At 46.7% G+C, this 25,285-nt stretch carries 25 protein-coding genes, 1 riboswitch and 1 other annotated feature; of the genes, 6 read left to right on the top strand and 19 right to left on the bottom strand.

Annotation, left to right across the window (positions count from 1 at the left end; genetic code table 11):
- Positions 1-81: 81 nt before the first annotated feature.
- A riboswitch (cobalamin riboswitch) is annotated at positions 82-242 on the bottom strand.
- Positions 243-273: 31 nt separating this feature from the next.
- The 11 genes from PCH02S_RS27525 to PCH02S_RS27575 form a co-directional block, all read right to left on the bottom strand.
- A complete protein-coding gene (locus tag PCH02S_RS27525) occupies positions 274-804 on the bottom strand; it encodes a hypothetical protein (RefSeq protein WP_127457310.1) in 531 nt (176 codons plus the stop codon).
- A 62-nt stretch (positions 805-866) separates the two neighbouring features.
- On the bottom strand, positions 867-1,133 hold the full coding sequence (locus PCH02S_RS27530; RefSeq protein ID WP_127457311.1) for an aspartyl-phosphate phosphatase Spo0E family protein: 267 nt from the start codon (positions 1,131-1,133) through the stop codon (positions 867-869).
- A 67-nt stretch (positions 1,134-1,200) separates the two neighbouring features.
- Positions 1,201-2,406 (bottom strand): aminotransferase class I/II-fold pyridoxal phosphate-dependent enzyme, encoded by a 1,206-nt coding sequence (locus PCH02S_RS27535; protein WP_127457312.1) that lies wholly within the window; start codon positions 2,404-2,406, stop codon positions 1,201-1,203.
- 15 nt (positions 2,407-2,421) lie between these two features.
- A complete protein-coding gene (locus PCH02S_RS27540) occupies positions 2,422-2,913 on the bottom strand; it encodes an Lrp/AsnC family transcriptional regulator (RefSeq protein WP_127457313.1) in 492 nt (163 codons plus the stop codon).
- A 178-nt stretch (positions 2,914-3,091) separates the two neighbouring features.
- Positions 3,092-3,361, bottom strand: a complete 270-nt coding sequence (locus tag PCH02S_RS27545) for a hypothetical protein (RefSeq protein ID WP_127457314.1) — start codon at positions 3,359-3,361, stop codon at positions 3,092-3,094.
- Between the two features lie 148 nt (positions 3,362-3,509).
- Entirely contained in the window at positions 3,510-4,418 is a 909-nt protein-coding gene (cysK, locus tag PCH02S_RS27550) for a cysteine synthase A (protein WP_127457349.1), read from the bottom strand.
- 80 nt (positions 4,419-4,498) lie between these two features.
- Positions 4,499-5,812 (bottom strand): MFS transporter, encoded by a 1,314-nt coding sequence (locus PCH02S_RS27555; protein ID WP_246069274.1) that lies wholly within the window; start codon positions 5,810-5,812, stop codon positions 4,499-4,501.
- 120 nt (positions 5,813-5,932) lie between these two features.
- On the bottom strand, positions 5,933-6,433 hold the full coding sequence (locus PCH02S_RS27560) for a hypothetical protein (RefSeq protein ID WP_127457315.1): 501 nt from the start codon (positions 6,431-6,433) through the stop codon (positions 5,933-5,935).
- Between the two features lie 136 nt (positions 6,434-6,569).
- On the bottom strand, positions 6,570-6,989 hold the full coding sequence (locus PCH02S_RS27565; RefSeq protein ID WP_127457316.1) for a DUF350 domain-containing protein: 420 nt from the start codon (positions 6,987-6,989) through the stop codon (positions 6,570-6,572).
- 115 nt (positions 6,990-7,104) lie between these two features.
- Positions 7,105-7,785 (bottom strand): PspA/IM30 family protein, encoded by a 681-nt coding sequence (locus tag PCH02S_RS27570; RefSeq protein ID WP_127457317.1) that lies wholly within the window; start codon positions 7,783-7,785, stop codon positions 7,105-7,107.
- Between the two features lie 138 nt (positions 7,786-7,923).
- On the bottom strand, positions 7,924-10,284 hold the full coding sequence (locus PCH02S_RS27575) for an endonuclease MutS2 (RefSeq protein WP_246069275.1): 2,361 nt from the start codon (positions 10,282-10,284) through the stop codon (positions 7,924-7,926).
- 250 nt (positions 10,285-10,534) lie between these two features.
- Between PCH02S_RS27575 and PCH02S_RS27580 the strand changes: the two genes are divergently transcribed.
- Positions 10,535-10,903, top strand: coding sequence for a phage holin family protein (locus PCH02S_RS27580; RefSeq protein ID WP_127457319.1), 369 nt, complete (start codon positions 10,535-10,537; stop codon positions 10,901-10,903).
- A 195-nt stretch (positions 10,904-11,098) separates the two neighbouring features.
- A complete protein-coding gene (locus tag PCH02S_RS27585) occupies positions 11,099-11,485 on the top strand; it encodes a cupredoxin domain-containing protein (protein WP_127457320.1) in 387 nt (128 codons plus the stop codon).
- A gap of 107 nt (positions 11,486-11,592) precedes the next feature.
- Here PCH02S_RS27585 and PCH02S_RS27590 read toward each other — a convergent pair whose 3' ends face one another.
- The 4 genes from PCH02S_RS27590 to pheS form a co-directional block, all read right to left on the bottom strand.
- On the bottom strand, positions 11,593-12,144 hold the full coding sequence (locus tag PCH02S_RS27590) for a CvpA family protein (protein ID WP_246069276.1): 552 nt from the start codon (positions 12,142-12,144) through the stop codon (positions 11,593-11,595).
- An 8-nt stretch (positions 12,145-12,152) separates the two neighbouring features.
- Positions 12,153-14,144: a hypothetical protein gene (locus tag PCH02S_RS27595; protein ID WP_164819764.1), complete on the bottom strand. Its 1,992-nt coding sequence runs from the start codon at positions 14,142-14,144 to the stop codon at positions 12,153-12,155.
- A gap of 91 nt (positions 14,145-14,235) precedes the next feature.
- Positions 14,236-16,689 (bottom strand): phenylalanine--tRNA ligase subunit beta, encoded by a 2,454-nt coding sequence (gene pheT / locus PCH02S_RS27600; RefSeq protein ID WP_127457322.1) that lies wholly within the window; start codon positions 16,687-16,689, stop codon positions 14,236-14,238.
- A 25-nt stretch (positions 16,690-16,714) separates the two neighbouring features.
- Positions 16,715-17,749 carry a phenylalanine--tRNA ligase subunit alpha gene (gene pheS, locus PCH02S_RS27605; protein ID WP_127457323.1) on the bottom strand — a complete coding sequence of 345 codons (1,035 nt, stop codon included), beginning with the start codon at positions 17,747-17,749 and terminating at the stop codon, positions 16,715-16,717.
- Between the two features lie 70 nt (positions 17,750-17,819).
- Positions 17,820-18,081, bottom strand: a binding site (T-box leader).
- Between the two features lie 190 nt (positions 18,082-18,271).
- On the opposite strand from pheS, the gene PCH02S_RS27610 reads away from it, so the two are divergent.
- From PCH02S_RS27610 to glsA, 4 genes are all read left to right on the top strand, one after another.
- The gene (locus tag PCH02S_RS27610; RefSeq protein ID WP_157319565.1) at positions 18,272-18,700 is read left to right on the top strand and encodes a MarR family winged helix-turn-helix transcriptional regulator; all 429 of its coding nucleotides are present in this window, start codon (positions 18,272-18,274) and stop codon (positions 18,698-18,700) included.
- A 54-nt stretch (positions 18,701-18,754) separates the two neighbouring features.
- A complete protein-coding gene (locus PCH02S_RS27615) occupies positions 18,755-20,386 on the top strand; it encodes an MDR family MFS transporter (RefSeq protein ID WP_268597375.1) in 1,632 nt (543 codons plus the stop codon).
- A gap of 113 nt (positions 20,387-20,499) precedes the next feature.
- The gene (locus PCH02S_RS27620) at positions 20,500-21,420 is read left to right on the top strand and encodes an aldo/keto reductase (protein WP_127457325.1); all 921 of its coding nucleotides are present in this window, start codon (positions 20,500-20,502) and stop codon (positions 21,418-21,420) included.
- A gap of 24 nt (positions 21,421-21,444) precedes the next feature.
- Positions 21,445-22,398 (top strand): glutaminase A, encoded by a 954-nt coding sequence (glsA, locus tag PCH02S_RS27625; RefSeq protein ID WP_127457326.1) that lies wholly within the window; start codon positions 21,445-21,447, stop codon positions 22,396-22,398.
- A gap of 57 nt (positions 22,399-22,455) precedes the next feature.
- On the opposite strand, the gene PCH02S_RS27630 is transcribed toward glsA, so the two are convergent.
- Genes PCH02S_RS27630 through nikR form a run of 4 tightly spaced genes read right to left on the bottom strand, consistent with a single transcriptional unit; the run spans position 22,456 to position 25,243 of the window.
- Positions 22,456-22,641 carry a hypothetical protein gene (locus PCH02S_RS27630; protein WP_127457327.1) on the bottom strand — a complete coding sequence of 62 codons (186 nt, stop codon included), beginning with the start codon at positions 22,639-22,641 and terminating at the stop codon, positions 22,456-22,458.
- A 26-nt stretch (positions 22,642-22,667) separates the two neighbouring features.
- On the bottom strand, positions 22,668-24,320 hold the full coding sequence (locus tag PCH02S_RS27635; protein ID WP_127457328.1) for a copper resistance CopC/CopD family protein: 1,653 nt from the start codon (positions 24,318-24,320) through the stop codon (positions 22,668-22,670).
- Between the two features lie 12 nt (positions 24,321-24,332).
- A complete protein-coding gene (locus PCH02S_RS27640; protein ID WP_127457329.1) occupies positions 24,333-24,737 on the bottom strand; it encodes a DUF2203 domain-containing protein in 405 nt (134 codons plus the stop codon).
- A 50-nt stretch (positions 24,738-24,787) separates the two neighbouring features.
- Positions 24,788-25,243, bottom strand: a complete 456-nt coding sequence (gene nikR / locus PCH02S_RS27645) for a nickel-responsive transcriptional regulator NikR (RefSeq protein WP_127457330.1) — start codon at positions 25,241-25,243, stop codon at positions 24,788-24,790.
- Positions 25,244-25,285: the final 42 nt, after the last annotated feature.

Raw genomic sequence — 25,285 nt, forward strand, 5'->3', positions numbered from 1 at the left:
GAACAAAGGGGACGATAAATCGCGGTGCTCAGCAACGAATCCGTTGCTTCCTGATTTAAAGCGATCCTTTTCCTCGAAGGATGTCGTAACGGCACCATGGCAGGTATCCTGGCTCCCCGGCAATACTTCTCTTCCGGGTTACAGTGGCGGGACCGCGCCGGACTTCAACCGGCTTCCCTTTTAAGCGGCAATGAAATTCATATGTGAATTCGTTGCCGGCACCAATGGCTGCATATTTGACTATCAATCTAATTGTCGATTATAGACTTCTTGCTACTTTTGTGCAATAACCTTAAGTACTTGCTTAGCTTCCTCCATTTTTGGGGCATTGACAGGAATGAAAGCAATAAGTCCTTTTCCTTCGAAGCCTTGCTCCTTCATCCACTTGTTGCCTGAGAGCGGAATTCCATACAGATGCTTTTCGGCAGGCTTGCCCTCTTCCGCAATTTCGATAACACCGTCCGGATAATCTGAAGGGTTAATCGTCTCGTCCAAAGAAACGAACCCTGCTTGATTGCTTAATGTTTTAAATTGGTCATCCGCCAGGATAAATATGCCGTTTCCGCCTGCCGCCAATTCAACGATCATTTTTTCCATAGAGAAAATGGGAGAGGTATTCAGCTTAACGGTAGGAGTTTCGCCGATTTTCGATTTCAAAGATGCCTCTAGCTTCTCGCCTGCATCACTTGGAAATCCATTTTGACCCATGACAAAGATAGAAACATCCGGCTTTGGTCCTCCACAACCCGCAACTATCACCATAAGCGCTGACACTAGCATGACCATTAGAAATTTCAATTTCATGATGTAAGAGTACCTCCGTATACGAATCTAAATATATCGATAGTCGCGAGAAAAGTCGGCTTTCACCGACTTTTCTTCCAATTATTCATATATTCATTTATTTTGAGATCAAGTATCGTACTGAGTTCCACGACAGATTCGGATGTCATTTCTTCTCCGTCCAGAACCATCTGTTCTAATCTGCGTCGCAGAGAATGAATCTCTTCTTCTAATAAGTTTAGGGAGTTACGTTTCTTAGCACGCTTAGTCAACCAACGTTGTTCGAAATCTTGTTCATTTATTTGCAGATGTTTTCGATAGGTTGATAGTTGGTATTCCATGAAAGCCATGCTCATCCCTCCTTACTACAAGAATACCAGTTTTCATGAATAATTAACATAGATTTTTCAGATTGAATCACAAATTTCTTAGAAATTTTCCAATTCTCTCTAAAGCTTCATTCAGTTGAGATACACTATAGGCATAAGAGCAGCGTAAGAAACCTTCCCCGCCTAAGCCGAACACATCTCCCGGTACGGCAGCAACCTTAGCTTCGAATAAAAGCCGCTGGGCAAATTCGTCTGAAGTAAGTCCTGTGGCAACAACGCTTGGGAACGCATAGAAAGCACCCTGCGGTTCATGACACTCCAGTCCAATATCACGGAACCCTTTGACGACCAGGCGCCTGCGTTGATTGTAAGACTCTATCATACGGTCTTTCTCTTCCAAACCATTCGTCAAAGCCTCATGTGCAGCTACTTGACCCATCACAGGTGCGCACATCACCGTATACTGGTGAATTTTGGTCATAGCGGAGATCAACTCTCGGTGACCGCATGCATATCCCATTCTCCAGCCAGTCATCGCAAATGCTTTGGAGAAGCCGCTGACTAGAATCGTCCGATCCTTCATACCTGGAACAGCTGCAAAACTTACATGCTTCTGCCCATAGGTCAATTCCGCATAAATTTCATCCGAAATCACAATAAGATCGTTCTCTTCCACAACTTTGGCAATTGGCAGCCAGTCCTCATAAGTCATAATGCCGCCAGTAGGATTGCTTGGATAACATAGAATTAAAATCTTGGAGCGTGGCGTAATGGCATCACGAAGCGCTTTCTCCGTTAGCTTGAACTGATCCTTCGCAAATGTTTCGATTCCGACTGGAACGCCGCCGCTAATACTCGTAATAGGTGAATAAGAGATATAGCAAGGTTCTGGAATCAGAATCTCATCCCCCGGCGTAATCAAAGCACGCAGTGCCAAATCAATGGCCTCACTGCCTCCGACAGTCACAAGGACTTCATTCGACGGCTCATATTTCACTTTAAAGGATGTGTGCAAATAGTCCGCAATCGCTTCGCGAAGCTCAGGAATCCCTGAGTTTGGCGTATATTTCGTTCTGCCGCGCTCCAAAGAATAAACGGCTGCTTCACGAACGTGCCAAGGGGTTGAGAAATCCGGCTCCCCCACACCAAGGGAAATAATATCATCCTTGCTGTTGCTTACTAGATCAAAAAATTTCCGAATACCTGAAGGCTTCATTTCACGTACGGCAGGAGCAAGGTAGCCCTGCATCGATTTCACTTTGTTCGGCTCTACGATTGTCTCATTTTTGATCATGGCTTTACCTCTTCCTTACGGAGAGACAAGCATCCGATGATCATCAGCCTGATCCTCGAAAATGATGCCGTCTTGTTTGTATTTTTTCAAGATAAAATTCGTTTTGGTTGAAAGCACGCGATCAATTGGCGATAGCTTGTTAGAAACAAAAGAAGCGACTTGTTTAAGCGAATGGCCTTCAACCTCTACAAGTAAATCATAAGCCCCAGACATGAGATAAACAGATTTGACCTCTGGATATAAATAGATCCGTTCCGCAATAGCGTCGAACCCGCGTCCGCGTTCAGGCGTAATTTGCACTTCAATCAGGGCGGTAACCTTTTCGTCATCTACCTTGCTCCAGTTAACAACTGTCGCGTACTTGACGATGACCTTATCCGCTTCCATCTCGCTTATCGCTCGCGCCACCTCGTCCTCCGCCGTTCCTAACATTGTGGCGATGAGTTCCGCACTCCGGCGGGCGTCTTCTTTCAGTAATTCGAGAATTTTAAGCTTCAAAGCATCCATGGTTAACCAACCTTTCTGTGATCGTATTCATTCATCCTTTAATCTTACAATGAATTGCTGTCCTAATTCAATTACTCCGCTCATCAAATTTTCAGATAATTTGTGTATAAATGAATTTTCCTGCATGAGAATAACAAAAAGCCGCCTGATCCAGGCAGCTTTTATTTATACAACCCGTTTAGATGCCAGCTTTCAGCAATTTAGCAACGGTATGTTCAATTTCTCGGTGTTCATACGTAGGGCGCACATGGATACTTGGTTCCCCAGCCATACAGCCAATCCCGACAAGCGTATTTTCGTCATACACAGAAATCACATTCTGAGACTCCAGCTGATTCCAGTCCACTTGGTTCTGAGCACCGGTTGTTATGCATTCATTTGTATATGACTGTATAAAATCATGAAGTTGATCATTTTGGGGATGTCCATTAATATAGGCTAATTTCAAGCTAAATCCACCTCTCTGCAATCGCTTTGCTACTTCTATAATTATACTCAATCATGAATTTTTATTCAATATTTTTTCGCGATTTACAAAAAAAATACGACTTCTGGACATTTTAATCCAGCAGCCGTACTCATCGCCTATTTTTTAATCAAAATAGATCCATACTTAAATATCGTTCACCGGTATCCGGCGCGATACAAAGCACCCTTTTCCCCGCTCCAAGCTTGCGGGCGACCTGCAGTCCCGTCCAAACCGAAGCACCGGCGGATGGTCCTACGAGGATGCCTTCTTTACTAGCTAAGTCTTTCATCGTACCGATTGCGTCCTCATCTGTCACTTGAACAATCTGATCATATATGCTCGTATTCAAAATAGACGGTACAAAGCCCGGGCTCGTGCCAACCAGCTTATGAGGTCCTGGGTTTCCTCCGGATAAAACAGGAGATCCCTTCGGCTCCACGACATAAATCTGGATGTCCGGCAGCTTCTCGCGGAGCACCTCGCCCGTTCCGGTGATAGTTCCTCCGGTGCCTGAAGTTGCAACGAAAGCGTCCAAACGCCCTTCCATCTGCTCCAAAATCTCCGGAGCTGTCGTAACCCGGTGAATGCTCGGATTCGCCGGATTCTCGAACTGCTGAGGGATGTAGCTGTTCGGGATTTGATCCCTCAGCTCCTGTGCTTTGGCGATAGCTCCTGGCATCCGCAGCGCGGCAGGAGTCAGGACGACCTCTGCGCCATAGGCCTTGAGCAGGTTAATCCGTTCCTTCGACATATTATCCGGCATGATGAGAATAGCTTTGTATCCTTTGGCCGCAGCATTCATCGCGAGGCCTATGCCTGTATTGCCGCTCGTCGGTTCGATGATCGTGGCGCCCGGGCTAAGAAGCCCATTTTTCTCCGCCTGCTCGATTAAATTAAAAGCCGCCCGATCCTTTACACTGCCGCTTGGATTAAAATATTCAAGTTTGACATACAACTCTGCATCGTCAGGCTCCACCAACCGTTGAATTCGGACAGCCGGTGTATCGCCAATCAGCTCTGTGATGCTGTTCACCATTTTTTTATGTGTCAAGGGTTGCCCCTCCTCCTCCCATTAACCAACACTATCCACATTTTTATCGGGAAGCCCCAGAGATGTCAAGTTTTAATTACAGATAACTGCTTTTTCATAAAATACCAGCTAAAAAGGGGAGAACTGCCGATGATTAATAAAAGCACATTAATGACAAGTGGCGCCTTGCTCCACGAAATCACACAAATAAACAGCAGCACCCCGGAGACCCTGCCAACATTTAAAGCAAGCTCACGAAGCACGATATACTCCTCTCTTTGCCTGGCGCTTTCCTCTGTCGAACCAATCAAATCAAATACGGCCGATACCATCGGTACGGAATACATAGGAAAGAAAAGCGCTGACCCCAATCCGAAAAGAAGTAAAGTGCTGTAACCCATTTTCCAGAAAAAAGGAAGAATTATCGCTACCACCATAGCTGCGCCGATAAACATGCTCACCTTCCGGAACTTCGGCTTGATAAACCGGCCTGCCGCCCAGAAGCTAACTAAAGAAACCGCAGAAGTAATCAACACAAAATTCCCCAGACTCGCTTCACTTGATGTAGAAATATAAACAAGCAGAGCGATCATGAAACCGAAGACGCCTTCTCTAACCCCCTGAAAAACCAAGGCCAAACTGACACGCTTCCAAGGCGTTTCCGCTTTCCTAAGGCTTCGAATAGGAAACATCCATTCGTAAGTACCTTGTACTTTTCTCTTTTTCAGAAAAAAGCTAATCACTACGCCAAGCAGAAAGATGCCAAGCGAAATGGAAAAGATTAATCGATATCCTTTGATATCGCCCAAATTCACAATCAATAAACCTGATATCCATGGCGCAATGATGCCCGCTCCAGCTCCCAGCAAGCCCACCGATCCGTTAAACCGATCTCGATTGCCAGGGTCCGTTACTTCGAAATAAACAACGTTAAAGGCAACCCAGAACAGCCCTGCAGAAATTCCTTGCACGATGCCCAGCCATACAAAATATTGAAAACTGTTCGCTCCCAGCCACAGAACCAGCATATAAAATACGGCAGAAATAGCTACGCCGATGCGCAAACAGTTCATTTTATTATGTTCCTTCACCCATTTCCCTGCCAACCAGAAAGTGATGGCCATCGTCAAATGAGTCGCTAACGTGAACCAACCAATTAGCGTGAAGTCATTTTTAGCTTTCCACAAATAGACGCCGACAAAAGTTCCCGACAGCGCGTTTGCGCTCCCAAATAGCGTATGAACGATAATCAGAAGAATCGCTTGTGAATCTAATCGCCCTTTTGGGGCCGAGTTGTTGGGCTGAGCAGGTTGTTGATCGCGCTCTTCGAAATAATTGCCCTTCTGTCGTTCTTTCCCTTTACCTGGATGCATTCGCTGCATACTCTGATCATTGTGCATAAATGATTCCTCACCTTTCCCCGCGGAAACGAAATAGTTCTAGTTAAACTTCCCCATTCGGGTGAAAATATGAGGTATTCCATATAAAAAAACCGAATCCACGAGGACTCGGTTTCCTTTTTACTCCGATTTAATGCGTTCAACCATCAATAGTCGATCTGTATCGGACAACACTTTCTCAACTTTAAAACAGGACGGGCACACATATACATTCATCGTGAACGGCGCCGTCAGGAACGCGCTGCCGAGCGTTTTTGGAATGGTTGGCGTGAAGTAAGTTTCGTTTACAACTTCATTTCCGGCCAGCAGAAGCAGTTCATGACAGTTCGAGCACTCCGGCGCTTCTTCCTGCTCGTCTGTGATATGCTGTACCTTTTCCCCATATTTATCGAGCGGTTCATCCGAGTCATCCCATGCCAAAGACAAATCCTCGTCCGCATCCGGGAACTCCTGATCTTGAAAACGAAGCGGTTGACCCGTTAATTTCACTTTCAAATCAATACTGCGGTAATCCTTCAACTCGTTGAAACAATGCGGACATTCATCCTCCGGTCCAATCTCAGGATCCCAAACAATCTCTGTTTGACACCAAGGACAAACAACTTCTTCATTCGCACTCATGACGTAATCCTCCATCTATTGCACTCAAGCAAATTTCATTAAATAATAAATCCCTGCCGCCATAAACACAAATGCGATAGCAAACAAGGTGCCCCACAGGTATTTCATGTTCAAGCCTCCAAGACTATGTATGATTCTAGGTTACGCATGCGCCTACTACGTAAGATAGGGAGACAGATAGCGTCAAGGACAAGAACCCTACAGCGCGGTTATCTTTTTTGATTTCTTCATCAATTTTAAAATATGGCGTTAAGAACTCAAAAATGAAGTAGGCTGCCAGCAACAGTAAGAATCCGTAGCCTGCCCAAATGAGAGAGTGAATCATCGTGTCATTATTCAAAATGGAAAACCGGAACAAGTTACAAATCCCAAAAATTTTCCCGCCTGTCGCCATTGCCACAGAGAGATTGCCCTTTTTGATCTCTGCCCAGTCATCATACTTCGTGACCATTTCGAAAATTGTTAAAAATACCACAAGCGCAATGACAGCTACTGCAAAAAATGCAAGCGTCGATAAATACGGATTACTCAGCAACACATCCACCTCTTCATTCATATCGTCTCCTGCCTTCCTTCCACGTAGAGAGTTTAAACGTTGATTTAAAAATCCCTATATACGGTAGAAGAGACTGAGTTTGGCTCAGTCTCTCGCAGGTACTATTAGTATATCATTAAGATTGTTTTTTTTCAGCAAGCTTTGCTTTCATAGCGGCCAATTCATCATCGATGCCACTTTTACTTGCGCCAAGTCCTTCGAGCTCATCATCCAGGCTGCGGTTTTTGGCACGAATCTCGCCGCTTGCTTGCGCTTCAGCTTCCATTTGAAGGACTTTCTCGCTCATGCGGTCAAAGCCTTTGGCTGCGTTGTCTGTACCGAATCCGGACATTGCTTGATTGATTTGTTTTTGCGCTTTGGCTGTTTCAGCACGGGCAATCAGCAAATCTTTTTTGTTTTTCATTTTGTTGAACTCGTCTTTCATCTCCGTCAACTGGCCGCGAAGCTGATCCGCATTTGTTTTGGCAAGATCATATTGACGCTTCAACTCATCGAAACGAACTTGCTGCTCTTTCTTATCTTCAAGCGCGCGGCGGGCCAAATCTTCATTGCCGGCTTCAAGAGCTCTCATCGCTTGCTCTGTACGTTTGGTAACCATTTCTTCTGCTTCTTCGAACTGAAGCTTGAATTTCTTCTCAATCGCGATTTGCTTAGCTACTGCGGATTCTGCCTCCAAAATGTCTTCTTCCATGTCACGCAAAAACTGATTTAACATTTTGACAGGGTCTTCTGCTTTGTCCAGCAAATCATTGATCGAAGCCATTGTCATATCACGTAATCTTTTAAAAATACCCATTTTGAATTCCTCCTAAGGTTATTCCTTATTTATTTTATAATTGGTATTGCGTTTTGTTTTCTAATCACCGGTGCTTACACACATTAAATACGCAGTCCCAAAGAATGAGTTTCAAAAAGTTGAAAATATTTTTAAAAGTTATTTCAATTCCACAACGGTCACTCCGGCTCCGCCTTCATTGTAGTTCCCCATACGGTAACTTTTCACGTGTTTGTGACGGCGCAGATACTCCTGCATGCCTGTGCGGAGCACGCCTGTTCCTTTGCCGTGAATCAGGTACACTTGCCCCAGATTGCCAAGGAACGATTCATCCAGGAAGCGATCTGCCTCAATCAACGCTTCCTCCATGTTCAGCCCGCGCATATCCAACTCCATCCGAATGCTGTCATCCCTTGTTCGTTTGACGGTGGTCGCCACCTGATGAACCGGCTTCTTCTGAGCCGTACTGCCGATTTTCTCGAGGTTGGCTATCTCAACCTTCATTTTCATAATCCCCAGCTGCACAGTCGCTTCCGTTGGGCTAACGATTTCCACCACGTGACCCTTCTGACCCAGGCTCACGACACGCACTTCATCACCGGCCTCGATTCTCTCCGGCCGCTTCTTCGCTGCGCGAACCTGCTTCTCGCGCAGTTCAGGCGCCGCCTGATCGAGGCGGCGCTTCGCTTCAACCAGCCGGTGGTCCTTGACCCCGCCGGCTTCTTCTTGCGCCATGCGCCGCAGGTCGGCGATCACTTCGTCCGCCTCGCGGCGCGCCTTGGCGACAGCCTCACGCGCATCGCGTTCGGCTTTCTCGAGCAGCTTGTCGCGCTGCTCGTCGAATTTGAGCTGCTGCGCCTCCAACGTTCGGCGCATCTCTTCCGCCTCGCGCCGCAGCCTCTCGGCGCTCTCACGCTCCGCTTCCGCGATTAAGCGGTTCTCTTCGAGAGACGCGATCATCGACTCTACGCGTTTCTCCTCTTCGCCGACCTGGGTGCGCGCATGCTCAATAATTCGGCGTGACAAGCCCAACCGTTCTGCAATGGCAAACGCGTTGCTTCGCCCTGGAACCCCTACAAGCAAACGATAAGTTGGGCTTAACGTTTGGATATCAAATTCCATGCTCGCATTTATCGTGCCGCGCGTTTGGTACGCGTAAGCCTTAAGCTCCGAGTAGTGAGTCGTTGCAATAATTCGGCAGCCTATTTGGTGGATATAATCAAGAATTGAAATCGCCAGCGCAGAGCCTTCGGCTGGATCTGTACCTGCTCCAAGCTCATCCAGCAGGACCAAGCTTTTAGGCGTCATATCCCGTAAAATGCTGATGATATTTGTCATATGACTCGAAAATGTACTTAGATTCTGCTCGATGCTCTGTTCATCCCCAATATCGGCATAAATCGCATCGAATACACATAATTGACTGCCTTCTTCCGCAGGTACAAACAAACCGGACATCGCCATCAAACTTAATAAACCAACCGTTTTGAGAGAGACTGTTTTTCCCCCTGTATTTGGTCCGGTCACAATAATTTGCGTAAAATCATTCCCTAACTCCAAATCAAGAGGAACAACGACGTCTGCCGCGATAAGCGGGTGACGCCCGCGCTTGATTTTGATAAAGCCGCGGTCATTCAACCTAGGCATCGTAGCTTTAAGCTCCCTGGCCAGGCCTGCTTTGGCAAATGTAAAATCGAGCTCAGCCAATTGATCCACATCATAAACAAGCACATCAACTTGTTCAGCGACAAGCGCAGTTAAGGCGCGCAAAATCTTCTCGATTTCCGCTTCTTCCTTGAACTTAAGCTCGCGAATCTTATTGTTCAGCTGAACGATAGCGTCAGGTTCAATGTACAGAGTCGCTCCCGAAGCCGATTGATCATGTACCATCCCGCCGAAGTTAGAACGATATTCGGATTTGACCGGAATCACGTAACGATCGTTTCGGATCGTGATCAACACATCCTGCAGCATCTTTTGTACCGACGAATTGCGGAGCATTTGCTCCAAACGTTCACGCACTCTGCTCTCGCCTGTACGCAGCTCACTGCGCACACGGCCTAATTCAACGCTTGCGCTATCGACAACAACGGCATTCTCATCAATGCAGCTATTAATCTTATCTTCCAATGATTTATTCTCAGTCAGTAATTCAACCTGTCCCTTGAGCATAGGAATTGAATACTCCTCGTGAACAGCCAGTATAAATCGCTTCAACCTGCGGGTACCAAACATCGTCGTCGATATGTCCAGCAATTCGGCCGGATTCAGCATCCCGCCAATTCTGGCCCGGTGCAAGGAGGAACGAATATCCCGTATCCCGCCAAACGGGGCGTTACCTTTCAGTCGTTCTACATTTACCGCTTCATCGGTTGCTTGCAGCCGCAGCTTAACGAGTTCGAAATCCCCGATCGGTTCAAGATGCTGGACAGCGTCCTTCCCGAGAGAAGTAGCCGCGTGATGAGCTAGTTTATGTAAAATTTTCGCATATTCCAATGTTTTAATAATTTTCTGATTCAACTGTCCCAACCTCATTTCTATCCTATATTATAAACCATTTTGCGTATGATTAGCTACGGAGACAATAGTTATATGGAAGATGCTGCCTGCCATAATCTGTTCAAAAGTTGGATACACTAATTTGTGCACCTATTCCTTCTGCCAAGGAATCGAAGTAAATGTCAAACACACCAAGCAAAATTCAACAAAAAACATCTTTTCTAGCCATGAGAGCACGTTTGTCTCATCGTAGAAAAAAGGAGGTTCTTGAATGCATCTTCTAGGACATCTGGTTAGGTTTATTGTATCTGCTTTGGTATTAATGTTTGTAAGTTGGTTAGTACCAGGATTTCAGGTCGGGGGATTCTGGAGCGCGTTTTTCCTTGCCTTGGTCATTGCCATTGCGGCATGGATCATTGAAGGAATCTTTGGCAAGCAAATCACTCCTTTTGGCAGAGGAATCGTAGGCTTTCTGGTGAGCGCGCTGGTCATCTGGGCCGCCCAGTTCGTCGTGAGCAATGTTTCAACGAGCATCATAGGTGCGATTTTAGCCGCTTTAGTCATTGGGATCATCGACTTGTTCATTCCTGTGAAAACCCCCTTCGAACAAGGGATCACAGGAAGAGAAGATCGTCGATAACTGTATCAGTTTGTAGTCCTGATAGCCATGATAAAGCCCAAAAAAGATCGGTCTGCTGCGTACCACTCGCCGGGCCGATCTTTTCCTTTTTTTCAAACCCATCCGAACGCTTTCACTAGTTTGTCACTGTTTTTTCCATATCGGTGATGTACAATTGAAAGGAAAACAAATACATTTTATCGTCGGAGGGTATTGATGAAAAAACTACTCGTTCTTTTAATGGGAGTTGCTATAGTTATCGCAATTACTGCTTGTGGAAACAAAGCGTCCAAGCCGGCAGATACGACTTCTCCTGCTGCAACTACACAAGCGGCCGGTGGTCAGAACGTAACTTTGAAAGCAACGAACTTCAAATTTGATCAGACTGAATATCGCGTGAAAAAAGGCGAGCCTGTCACGATTACGCTTGATAACTCGCAAGGTATTCACGGCGCTTCGATCAAAGAATTCAACGTTAAATTGGATAACAGCAACAAAACTTTTACTTTTACACCGGATAAAACGGGTTCATTTCCGATTACATGCTCCATCATGTGCGGAAGCGGCCATGCCAATATGAAAACAACTTTGATTGTTGAATAAATACTTGTTCAAAAGGCTTTATCGCGGCAAACGCGGTAAGGCTTTTTTGTTGTTTCGGAAATAATAAAAAGCCGCCTTTTTCTATAAAAAATAGAAATCGGCAGCTTTCATATGGGGATTCCTTGCTTCCAAAGTTCTTGCAATTTACCGGCAATATCGGGCAATTCATTAATCAGGTAAGGGGCTACGGCTGAGCTCGAAAGCATCTTCTGAAGTCCATCCGATGGAATGATCGTGATGACGTTCACAGCGATAATGACGATTAAAAGGGCTTCAGCTAAGCCGAGCAACGCCCCGCTCCAACGATTAATGACATTCAATCCCGGCGTTTTAGCTAAAATATTTAATGCTCGTCCGATGAAGACCAATGCGAACTTCACACCAAAAAACAAGATGGCAAAGGCGATCGCATTCGAGATATAGGTGTCCAGATTGAGGCCTTTCACGATAAATTCGTATTTCTCATAATTTTGATACGTAGGCAGTGAGATCGCATTTCGAAGCACCGGTGCGAAATCCTTATAGAAATAAAAGGCCACTAAATAAGCGAGCACAAACCCGGAGATGGATACAATTTGCGCAATAAACCCTCTAAAGTAACCAATCAGCAATCCCAAAGCAACAATAGCCAATAAGAAATAATCCAGTTTGTTCAGCATCTCCCGGATTACCTGGCCGGGCTGTCTGTTTCAGCTAATTCAATCCATTCATTGTACTCGTTTTGCAGCTTAGCGTATTCCTCGCGCAGTTCATTGTATTCTTTTTTAATCTGTTGTAATTCCTTTTGCAAGGCATCGTCATTTAAACTTTGGTTCAGCAATGCTTCTTTGTCGCTGTTGTATTGTTCTTGAAGGCGTTCTTTTTCTTCTTCCAAATAAGTGTTCAACAACGCTCTTTCTTGCTGTTGCTGCTGAATGATCGTTTTGATTTGAGCCTGGTAATGCTGAATAATTGTAGATTTCTGGCCTTCATACTGTTGTACGATGTTGGTTTGTTGGTTTTGGAAGTCTGCTACAAAGTCAGCTTTTTCTTGCAAATATTGTTGAACAAGCCCTTCTTTTTCTTGCTCAAATTTCTGCTCTACTTTCATTGTCTGGCTCTTCTCTTGTTCCAACTCTTGCTGCAATTCTATTTTCTCGTGCTGGATCTGCTGTAATTGCTGTTTCAACTGCTCTTGTTCTTGCTTGGCTTGTTCGATTTGCTGTTTGGCTAGCAAGTATTGTTCGTTCTCTTGTTCCAGCTGTTGTTTGATTTGCTCTTGAATAAGAGTGATTTTTTCATTCTGCTGACTGGCTTGTTGTAGTTGCTGGTTCAATTGCTCTTGGATTTGTTTATCTTGATCCAGTTGTTGTTGCAGTTCTACTTGCTGCTGTTTGGCCAGTTGTAGTTGCTGTCTCAGCTGCTCTTGTTGTTGTTTGGCTTGTTCGATCTGTTGTTTGGATTGTTCGATCTGTTGTTTGCCTTGTTCGATCTGTTGTTTGGCTTGCAAGTGCTGCTGCTGCTCTTGTTCAAGCTGTTGTTTGAGTTGCTCCTGAATAACAGTGTCTTCCTCATGCTGCTGGCCAGCTTGCTGTAATTGTTGTTCCATTTGTTCTAGTACTTGTTTATTTTGTTTGAGCTGCTGTTGCAGATCTAAGAGCTGCTGCTTTTCCTGTTCAAGCAACTGCAGCGCTTCCGTAACCTGTTTTTTCTCTTGTTCCAATTGTTCTGTGAGTCGTTGCGTGGTTTGCTCGTTAAGCTGCTTCGCTTTAACTTGCTCCTCTTTGACTTGCTGCAATTGCTGGATTAGCTGATCATGCTCTTGCTCTTGTTCTTGTTTGCCTTGTTCAAGCTGCTTGACGACTTGCAAATGCTGCTGTTTTTCCTGTTCAAGCAGCTGCTGATCTTGCGTTCGTTGTTTTTTCTCCTGTTCCAGCTGCTGTTTGATTTGTTCGTGAATCTGTTTAGCTTGGTCCTGTTCCTTTCTAACCTGCTGCAATTGCTGTCTCAGCTGCTCCTGCTGTTGTTTGCCTTGTTCAATTTGTTTTTTCGCTTGTAAATGCTGCTGTTTTTCTTGATCAAGCAGCTGCCGCGTTTGGGCAAGTTGCTTTTTTTCTTGTTCAAGCTGTTGTTTGGTTTGTTCATGAACCTGCTTAGCCTGATCTTGCTGCTGTTTGGCTTGGTCTTGCTGTTGCTTCGCTTGATCCTGCTGCTGCTTCGCTTGCTCTTGCTGCTGTAGCAATTGCTGCTTGACTAGCTCCTGCTCTTGTTTGCCCTTCTGCACTTCCTGCTGGAGCTGTTCCTTTTGCGCTTGAGCTTGGTCTAACTTCCCTTTTTGTTCATTCAGGAACGTTTGTTGTTTATCATAATCGTGCTTCAACTGATTGTATGTAACGTTCATTTTCTCATAGGCAGCTTTGGTCGCCTCTTGTTCTTTCTGCGCCGCGCTCAGCTCTTCCATAATTTCATTCATTCGGAAGCATTCATCGGCCATGTTCACGGCGGCGAGCACGGCAATTCTTTGTGAATCCAACCGCGGATAGCCTTTGGCGATGCGAAACATTTGGTCATTTACATACTCTGCTACACGCTTCATGTAATTGGTGCTTGTATCTGCTTTCAACTTGTATTGATTTCCATATATGTCAACGGTTATTTTCGTTTTATCTTCTGCAGTCATATTATTTCCCCCTTAGATGAAAAGGCTGGCCTTATCGACGTTAATTTCGATAAGACCAGCCTGTTTTCCTGCAACTTATGAGAAACTTGCTCTATTTTCTTAACTCTGCCTCATATTGCTGTTCAAGGGTTTGAACCACTTTGGCATGGAGCTCTGTTACCTCTTCATCCAACAGGGTTCTTTCTGCATGACGGTACACAAGTGCGATCGCTACGCTCTTACGATTGGCACCGAGGCGCTCTCCTGTGTAGATATCAAAAACCTGGATTGACTCAAGCAAATCGCCGGCAACCTCGGCAATGGACTGCTCCATGAGACCGACAGGCACGCTAGCATTTACAACGACTGCAATATCACGTCCAACGGACGGATAACGCGGCAATAGTTTATACACAATCGCATCGCCAGCAGCTTCAAGAATAGGAGTCAGCTCAACCTCAAGCACATACGTGTCATCCAGATCACGCTGCTGTTGAACGGTTGGGTGCAGTTGCCCCATTCGGCCGATGACTTTGGAACCTTCGGAAGTAGCAAGCAAAAGCTCTGCCGTACGCCCTGGATGGAATCCGTCCGGGGAAGCTGATGTATAAGTTAGCCCTTTGACACCCAGGTAGCTGATTAGGCGATCAAAGATTCCTTTGATATCATAGAAATCAACGGCTTCGGATTTCTGCGCCCAATGCGCCCCGCGACGTTTGCCTGTCATGGCAATAGAAAGCAGAAGCTTCTCTTGCGGCAGCGCAGTGAGTGCTGACTCATCAGTAATGAATGCTTTGCCGATTTCGAAAATAGCTACGTCATCCATCGTCCGGTTACGGTTGTAACTCACGACTTCCAGCAAATGCGGCAGCAAGCTGGTACGCAGTTGGCTGCGATCCTCGCTCATTGGCATTGCGAGGGAGATCGGTTTAGCCGCTGGGTAAAGACCAGGCAGCGAAGCCGTTTGGTCGGGGTGCGTGAAGGAATACGTAATGACTTCATGCAGCCCGCTTTGAGTCAGGAGATTGCGTGCAATGCGGCGAATCGACTGCTCTTTGGACAAGGAGCCTGGCGTCGTCACGCCGGTCATCAAGGTCGTCGGGATGTTATCGTAGCCGAAGAGGCGTGCCACTTCTTCGATCAAATCAACATCCCGTGTGATGTCTCCGCGGCGGCTCGGCACGTGCACGAGCAGCTTGCCTTCTCCCGCCTGCTCGAACGTGAAGTGCAGGCGCTCGATGATTTGCCCCATCTCGTCAAGCGAAAGCGCCGTGCCGAGATAGTTGTTCACGCGGTCAGCAGCAAGCTCGATGCTGACGGGCTTGTGTGAGCCGGCGACAGCTTGGGCGATGCCGTCCGCGACTTTGCCACCTGCATACTCAGCAATCAATGCAGCCGCGCGGTTCAATGCCGGAAGCACCGCTTCCGGGTTCACTTCTTTCTCGAAGCGAAGGCTCGCTTCAGAGCGAAGGCCTAGCTGGCGTGAAGTACGGCGCACAGAGGAGCCTGCAAATTTTGCGGATTCCAGCAAAATGCGAGTCGTATCATTCGTCACTTCGGAATTCGCGCCGCCCATAACACCGGCGATCGCTACAGGCTTCGTACCGTCCGTGACAAGCAGCATGTGCGGCTCCAGGGTACGCTCTACGTCGTCGAGCGTAACAAGCTTCTCGCCAGCCTCAGCAAGGCGTACGTCGATGTGGCCGTTGTTCAGCTGTTCAGCATCAAAAGCATGCAGCGGCTGACCATATTCCAACATCACGAAATTCGTGATGTCTACGATGTTATTGATAGGACGGATACCTGCCGCCATCAAACGGTTTTGCATCCACAGCGGAGAAGTGCCTACGCGCACGCCTTCGATCAGGCGCGCCGCGTAGTGAGAGCACTGCTCGGTGGCTGTGATTTTCACGCTGATGCGGTCAGCGGCTTTCACACCAGCTGATCCAGCCTGCCCAAGCGCTGCTTGCGCATCCGGCAGCTTAACGCTGCGCCCAAGGATCGCTGCGATCTCATAAGCGGCTCCGAGCATGCTCAAGCAGTCGGAACGGTTTGGTGTCAGATCAAGCTCCAACACCTTGTCATTGATCGCCAGAACATCAAGAACAGAGCTTCCGACTTCCGTTTCTGGAGGAAGCACTAGAATACCTTCCTGAATTTCTTTCGGCAGCAGTTTATCGTTCAAGCCAAGCTCTTTGGCAGAGCAAATCATCCCTTGGGATTCAACACCGCGCAATTTGGCGCGTTTGATTTGCAGGCCTCCCGGTAGGACAGCTCCAATCATAGCGACAGGCACTTTTTGGCCTGCATCGATATTTTTGGCTCCACAGACGATTTGCAAATCTTCGCCTTGACCGGCATCAATCACACACACGCTTAATTTATCCGCATCCGGATGCTTCTCACGGGATTTCACATATCCGACAACGACGTTCGTTACGCCTTTATTTCGATCCTCCACGATATCCACTTCGATACCGCTTCGGGTTAATTTTTCCGCTAATTCCTCAGCCGTGAAACCTGATACATCTACATATTCCGATAACCATTGGTATGAAACATTCATGCTTAACCCCTCCTTTTCCTGGTGCTTACAGATGTAAGAATTGTTTTAAGAAACGCAGATCATTCGTATAGAAATGACGGATATCTTCGATTCCGTATTTCAGCATAGCAATACGCTCAACGCCCATACCGAAGGCGAACCCTGTATACTCCTTAGGATCGTAACCGCCCATCTCAAGAACGCGCGGATGCACCATACCCGCTCCTAGAATTTCTAACCAACCTGTTTGTTTACAAGTCCGGCAGCCAACGCCTCCGCACATTGCACAGCTCACATCAACTTCGACACTCGGCTCTGTGAAAGGGAAGAAGCTGGGACGCAAACGAATTCTCGTCTCTTTGCCGTACATTTCTTGCACGAATTGCAGCAAGGTCCCTTTCAAATCGCTCATCCGAACGTTGCGGTCGATAACCAGACCTTCGATTTGCGTAAACATATGGGAATGTGTCGCATCGTCGTCGTCGCGGCGGTATACTTTACCCGGGCAAATGATTTTGATCGGAACTTCGCCTTTACGTTTCTCCATCGTTCTAACTTGAACAGGGGAAGTTTGCGTACGCATCAAGATTTCTTCTGTAATGTAGAAGGAGTCCTGCATATCGCGGGCCGGGTGGTCTTTGGGCAGATTCAACGCTTCGAAATTGTAGTAGTCCTGCTCAACCTCCGGTCCTTCCGCAACGGTATAACCCATTCCGATGAAAATATCTTCAATTTCTTGAATTACTTTGCTTAATGGGTGTACCGCGCCTTGCTCAGATGGACGACCCGGCAGCGTTACGTCGATCATTTCAGCACGTAGTCTGTTTTCCGTTTCCTGCTGCTGATACGCGGCTTGCTTCTCTTCGATCACCGATTCAATCGCAGCGCGAACATCGTTCGCCACTTGCCCGATAATCGGTCTCTCTTCTGCGCTTAGCGCTCCCATTCCGCGGAGAACCTCGGTTAATGGACCTTTTTTACCCAAATATTTAATACGTAAATCGTTCAGCTCCTGCTGGCTTTGTACGCCGCTTAGCTCTTGCAGTGCTTCCTGCTTCAAAGCTTCCAACCGCTCTTTCATTGCAATCCCTCCTGAATTAGGCCCCTGAATCAACCAAAATGAAAACACAAAAAAGACTTTCCGCTCCCTCGCAAGGGACGAAAAGCCGTGGTACCACCCTAATTAGAACATTTCCCGGCCCATAGGCCAATAAATGATCTCACTTCATTCCAGATAACGGACGATGCGTCCGGTTCCCTCTACTTAGAAAAAAGCGCCTTTAAGCTTAATTCGGTTCAAAGGACTGCTCGGGAGCGAACTTCCGCAGCCTGATTCTCGGGGCCAGCTCTCAATCAACGGCTTACCCTCCCTGTCAAGAAGCACTGCGTACTCTTCTCCGTCAAAGCATTTTACGTATATGTACCAGTAATTATATGCAAGATAGTGCTCATATGCAAGTACGCGACCTTTACATATGCATTTTCCCAGTTGACTCGGAAAGCAAATAAGCGTATATTTTATTTAAACAGTTTAAACATTAATTTATATAAATATTTTATTGTTTAATAATTTGATCATACAATGACCGGAAGGAGCGTTTCTATGGAAGATGACTTGATGGCTTATACCAATCGTTTCCGGACAACGTTTGAAGCAGCCCATCGAAAAATTAACAGCGCCGTATTCGCTGAATTGAAATCAGAGTTAACGGGGCCGCAGTTATTTATGCTGTTCATGATCGCCAAGGAGGGAACTCCCAAACAAACCGTTCTTGCGGAGAAAATGGGGGTCAAACCAAGTGCGATTACCGTCATGATCGATCGTCTTGTCCAAAGCGGGCATGTCATTCGCAAGCATCATGAATCGGATCGGCGCATTGTTCTCGTAGAAAACACAGAGCTTGGCCAAGAGGTCCTTACCACAGCTCAAAATGTTCAAAAAGAAGTGATTGCCCGAGGCTTATCCAAGCTCCCGCCTGAAGAGCTCAGGGTCCTCGTAAGTGCTTTTGAAAAGTTAACCACCTATTATTGAAAATCAATATAATTAAAAAAGGAGTGGACTGTAGTGGAAACTATACAAAAAACAATTTCTGACGACAACCTTTCCGAAACAGCGGCTCCTGCGCTAAAAAATCGTGGCCTCCTCTTGACAGGACTTATTATTGCCATGCTGTTCGGTGCTCTCGACGGTACGATTGTCGGAACCGCCATGCCTCGTATCGTTGGTGAATTAGGCGGTCTTGGTTTAATGGCCTGGCTGACAACAGCTTATATGCTGACTTCAACCGTTGTTGTTCCTATCGCGGGTAAATTGGCTGACTTAATGGGCCGCCGCGTGATTTATGTGACAGGACTTATCATTTTTATAGGAGCTTCCGCGTTATGCGGGATGTCCCAGAACATCACGGAGCTCATCCTGTTCCGCGGCTTGCAAGGTATAGGCGGCGGGATCATGATGCCGATGGCGATGATTATTATCGGGGATCTATTTACCGGTAAGCAGCGTGCCAAATGGCAAGGTGTTTTCGGTGCGATTTTCGGTCTTTCTTCCGTTGTTGGTCCGCAAATCGGCGGTTGGATCGTTGATGCTTTAGATTGGCGCTGGGTATTCTACATCAATCTTCCCGTTGGTATCCTGGCTGTTATCTTAATCGCAATTGCACTGCCTAAGCATAAATCAATCGGCAAAGTGAAATTCGACATTCCGGGTATTGCCACCATGATTATCGGTGTTGTTTCCATGCTGCTAGCATTAACATTCGGCGGTAAAGATTATGCTTGGTTATCTTGGCAAATTATTGGCCTTTTCGCCTTAGCGATTGTATCATTAGTGTCCTTCGTCATTATTGAAAGCAAAGCGCAAGAGCCGATTCTTCCTGTTCGTTTATTTAAAAACAGAACTTTTACAACCATTAACGGTGTAGGTTTCCTTATGGCTATTGGTATGTTCGGTGCTATTATGTTCGTGCCTCTGTTCATGCAAGGCATTGTTGGGATCAGCGCCTCCGCGTCTGGTACGGTGATGATGCCACTGATGCTTACGATGATTGCGGCCAGCGTAGTTTCCGGTCAATTTATTCATAAAATCGGTGTACGCAAACAACTGTTAGCCGGGATGATCATCATGGCTGTTGGCTTCTATTTCCTAAGCACGATGGGCATAGACACGACAAAACTGATAGCATCTGCCTATATGCTGATCTTAGGTCTTGGCATGGGGCTTGTGATGCCGATTCTGACCCTTGCTCTGCAAGAAAGCTTCCCGAAATCTGAGCTTGGTGTGGTTACGTCTTCCAGCCAATTCTTCCGTCAAATCGGCGGTACGTTCGGTATGACAATTTTGGGTGCTGTCATGAACCACAAATCATCGGTTTTGCTTAATCAGGACTTAACGCCTGTTGTTAAACAGCTGCCTGCAGAAGCGAGCCAATTATCCAATCAAATGACAGATATGATTCACTCCAATCCGCAGGGCTTGTATTCTTCTCTCTTAAGTCCTGAAACGTTGGCGAAAATGCCGAAAGAATTTGTGGAGCATATGCTTCCTATTTTAAAAAATGCGCTTGTCTCCTCCCTTCATCAAGTATTCATAATCGGGCTAGTCTTCGTATTGCTGGGGGCGGTTCTTGCCCTGTTTATCGGCAATATTAAAGTGGGCCCTAAATCGAAAAAGACAAGTCCAAAGGCTGAAAAAGACCTTTCCGCCGAACTTGCTTAATGTATCAATCAGCCTCCCTCCTTCTTCGGAAGGTCGGGGGCTTTTTATCTTTTGACAACCTTCCAGCAATAGCGTTTAATGAGGTTGGATACTATAAAAGGAGAGTGATTACCATGAAATATCGCAGACTTGGGAAAACTGATTTAAAAGTTTCTATCGTTGGTGTGGGAACCTGGCAATTCGGAGGAGAATGGGGACTTACATACACACAAGCGGAAGCAGATGCTATCTTGGATCAAGCCGCTGATCTTGGCATTAACCTAATCGATACCGCGGAATGCTATGGGGATCATCTATCCGAATCGTTTATCGGCAATTATTTATCCAGACGCAATCGTGAGAATTGGGTTGTAGCCACGAAATTCGGTCACCATTTCCATGATCTATTTACACGAACTGACGAATTCAACTCGGAAAGTGTCATCAAACAATTGGATGCTTCGCTCAAAGCATTGCAAACGGATTACATAGATTTATACCAATTTCACTCAGGACCAGACAGTCTATTCGACAACGATGACTTATGGACAACCTTAGATAAACAAGTGCAAGCAGGGAAGATCAGACATTTGGGCACTTCCATCGGCAGTAATGCCAACATCCATCAGACAGAAGCCTCTACGAAGGTAAATTCCAAAGCGATTCAAGTGGTCTATAATCGTTTGGATCGAGCGCCGGAAGAGCTTGTTTTCCCTTCCTGTGTGAATCAGGATCTTGGCGTACTGGCACGCGTGCCTTTGGCAAGCGGTTATCTAAGCGGCAAGTACAAGCCTGGTGCGGTGTTTGGCAACAACGATGTCCGTCATCGCCATGATGCGGAGAACGTCAGACAAAAGCTGGAGGAAGTGCAGCGCATTCAAAAAGAAGAAGTGCCGGAAGGCATGGATATGGCCAAATGGGCGCTCGCATGGTGCTTAAAGCACGATGCCGTCACAAGCGTTATTCCGGGCTGCAAGAACCCGGAGCAAGTCATTGCTAACGCAAGCGCAACGGAGCTTATCAGCGACAACCACCCACAAGCATGGAAAGCATAAGCAATAGGAAGGACTAACTTCTAGATGAACTTGGACGAGCATACAACAACTTGGAAGCAGCTTAATGACCATTTGGCGTCATGGGTTACAGCTAGCAAAGTCCATACCGAAGATGGCCATGTTGCTTCCTACATTCCTGAACTAGCGAATGCTCCAGCTGATATCTTGGGGATCTGCATCATGGATGCAGAAGGGAATACCGTTGCAGCCGGTGATACCGACTATCATTTTACGCTGCAAAGCATCTCCAAAGTATTCACCCTTATTCTGGCTCTCATGGATAACGGCGAAGAGTATGTGTTCTCCAAGGTCGGCATGGAGCCGACGGGAGACGATTTCAACTCGATGCTGAAGCTCGAGCTGGTAGAGCCCGGTATACCTTTTAACCCGCTTATCAATGCCGGAGCTATCGCTATCTCGTCCTTAATTGCAGGGGACACGCCATCTGAACAAACGCAGCGAATTCTACAGTTTTTCCGGGAACTTGCGGACAATCCGGCGCTGGACATTAATCAGGATGTATTCAAATCGGAATCAGACACCGCTCACCGAAATCGTTCGCTTGCTTACTTCCTGAAAGATAACGGCGTTCTGGACCGCGAGGTTGACGATGTCCTGCGGGTCTATTTCAGCCACTGTTCCATCCAAGTGAACTGCACGGATTTGGCCAGAATGGCTTTAGTTCTCGCCCATAACGGCGTCGATCCGATTCGCAAGCAGCGCCTGATTCCGCGGCGGTTCGTACAAATCGCCAAAACGTTCATGTTTACCTGCGGGATGTATAATGCCTCAGGCGAGTTCGCCATGAACGTAGGGCTTCCCGCTAAAAGCGGCGTGTCCGGCAGTATTCTAACGATGGTGCCCGGACGCTACGGCATTGGTCTTGTCAGCCCTGCTCTCAACCGCAAAGGCAACAGCACCGCTGGCGTTCACCTCCTGGGGAAACTTTCGCAGGAGTTTGACTGGAGCTTATTTTAACAACAAACAGCGGTATTCGTCATCACACGAATACCGCTGTTTCGTATATCAAGCAAGCTATTGGATGGCTCGTTTAATTCGCTGCAGCACTTCAATCAGTTCATCAATCTCGGTTTCGCTCAGGCGAACCGTCACATAGTTAGGTGATATACCCCCGTCGTTGATCTCCAGCAAGGCCACCTCATCCTTGTCATCCAATTTAACAGACAATTGTTCTCTTTCGAGCATGTTAATCCAAGCCATGACGGCACCTACTTTCGGCCAATGTGTTAGTAGACGATGAATTCTTTTTTGTAAACCGTTTCATTATCCTCTGTATCCATCACACGCATTTCCAATTCCCAGTTCCCTCTGAATGGCAGATAGGCTCCCTCCGCTCGATAACTGAACTTGGCAAAGCCGTATGACTCCTCTTGTTCCTTATCCTCATAGGCTGCTATCGGCACCGCTATCGGAGCGATCTCTTTGTCGTCCAAATAATGAAGAATCATCAGCACCTGCTTCGGTTTCCCTGAATTTTCAGGAAGGAAGACTTTGGCCGTAAAAGAGTTGGTCCCTTGGATTTTGGGTGTGATATCCGCAGATACGTGGACCTTCTCTCCCATCTGATGCCACTGCAGCGGCTCATTGGCCGGAATTGGCGCCACATAGGTGATAATTCCCACCAACAGCACAATCAGTACCATTAGGGTCAAATCCACTCTTACCCACAGGAAGGACTGAGCAGCCTTCTTCTTGCGCATCATGAGGCGAATCACAAATGCCGTAAGCACGACTAGAATAACTGCGCCAACTTTCACTAGCAGCAAGATCCCCCACCCGGCGTATAACAGATAATGCAAATTCGGCAGGAATAACAACACGGATAAAATGCCGGATATCGTGAGCACGATGATGGAAATCAGCGCCATATTTGAAAATTGTCGCATGTACGTGGCAATGTCACTGCTCTTCTGACGCCACTTCGCGTAGAGAAGTACCAAGCCTCCCACCCACATGGCTGCGCCAACCAAATGAATCCAATCGAGCCCGATCGTTGCCCATACAGGTGAAAAAGAAGCCGCATGGCCGCTAAAGCTTTTAGCCGCAAGCAAGCCTAATGGCCATATCCAGTCTAACCACGCCCATCTGCCGATAAGGACGAACCCTAGGAAAGATAAGACTAGTAGAATCAGCCAGGATATTCCGATATTGGTCGCACTAAAAAGCTTCGCGACTTCTTCCACACCGCCGCCGCCTAGTAAATCCTCGATATGAGTAAAAATGAGCAGCAGGAGGGCGACAAGTTGAGCACGCTGCAAATTCAGCGTCCATGAAGATAATGTTTTTCTTGTTTCATTCCCGCCATTCGTACCTAGCATCCTTAACCAGACGACCCATCCTGTCAAAGCGAGCACCATAAGGTACCAGAGCCCGCGAGACGCATACTGCAAGAGTACCTTCGTCGTAAGCGGACCTGAACCGTGCTCGTGATTGGCATGGGCGGAAGGAAGATCTAGCGTATCTTCTTGCGGCGGATTGCCGATTGTCAGAGGATAGCTTCCGCCAACAGGGTGGCCGTCAGCCGAAATGACATGATAGCTGATTAAATAAACGCCCTCGGTCAGCTTAGGCAGATCAAGGAGCACACCTGTTTGCTCTTTGTTCAAATAAGCTTTATTACTGGTCATTTCGTCGCCGTCATGATTAAAAACTTTGATATAAAAGAGCCCTGCATCCAAAGGTTCATTGAAGGTAATTGCGATTTGGGGCGGAGAGCTTTCCAGCTTAGCGCCCGATTCCGGAATTGCCTGTACCAGCGATGCATGAGCAGAAGCCGTTTGGGGGGCGACGAAAGAACTAAAGAGCATCATTGATAATATACACAATAATACAGCGGGCAAGAACCAAAACCGACGAACATGTTGTTTCTGTTTATTCATAGATAAATTCCTCTAATCCATTATTGGTCTACGTCCGGCAAAACCATCTTCTTTGCCGTGATAATAACGGATCTTGTCCTCTCCTTGTTTCCAACAAAGCAATACTTCCTGGCCCCCGATCGTAGAGGGAAAATCCACAAGACCCGTCTCTATATCCTTAAGTTCGATACCCGTTTGTTGAAAATGTTGGATCAGCCCGCGCGCTTCAATTTGCATAAATTCAAGCTCCGCTTCCTGCATAAAAAAGGGATCCTTTTCCGTGCCGGGTTTCTCAGCCAGCTCATTTTTTTTCCTGCGAAGCTCTGCGTATTTCTCCTCAAAAGCCCGCTTCAGCAGTTGCATTTTCTTTAACTCCTGATCAACAAACGGAAGCATTTCATTCGCTTCTTCCAAGCTAAAATATTTTTTATCAGACATCTTGCACCTCCATGCCTAATTTTAACAAAAAAAGAGCGCAACTTCGAATTCTACGCATGCGTATGCGGGTGCTCGTGTGAGGATCCATGCTCATCCACATGAGTCACAGATAACTCGGCATATCCGACACCTTTCAGCACTTGAATTCGCTGCTGCAATTCTCTAAGTTTCTCCACCTTGCCCCTAACAACTAATATTTCCAAGCATTGCTGATGATTTAAATGAATATGCATCGTGGAAATAATGGCATGGTGATATTCATGCTGCAGTTCCATCAACGTAATGGGCAGATCGCTAATATGATGGTCATATACCATCACAATGGTTCCGGCTACCGTTTCGTCCAACTGCATGCTGCTGGAGGTCAACAACGCTTTGCGTGTGAGATCTCGGATCGCTTCAGAGCGGTTGCTATAGCCCTGAATGGCAATGAGCCGATCATATTGCTCAATTAATGATTGCGGCATCGAGATGCCAAAACGTACAAGCGTTTCTTTCTCCGACATGGGATCACGCTCCTTTCTAACTAACCTCGTCCTCTACCTTCA

Origin of the sequence: Paenibacillus chondroitinus NBRC 15376 (genome assembly GCF_004000765.1) — a bacterium.
GTDB classification, from domain to species: domain Bacteria; phylum Bacillota; class Bacilli; order Paenibacillales; family NBRC-103111; genus Paenibacillus_E; species Paenibacillus_E chondroitinus.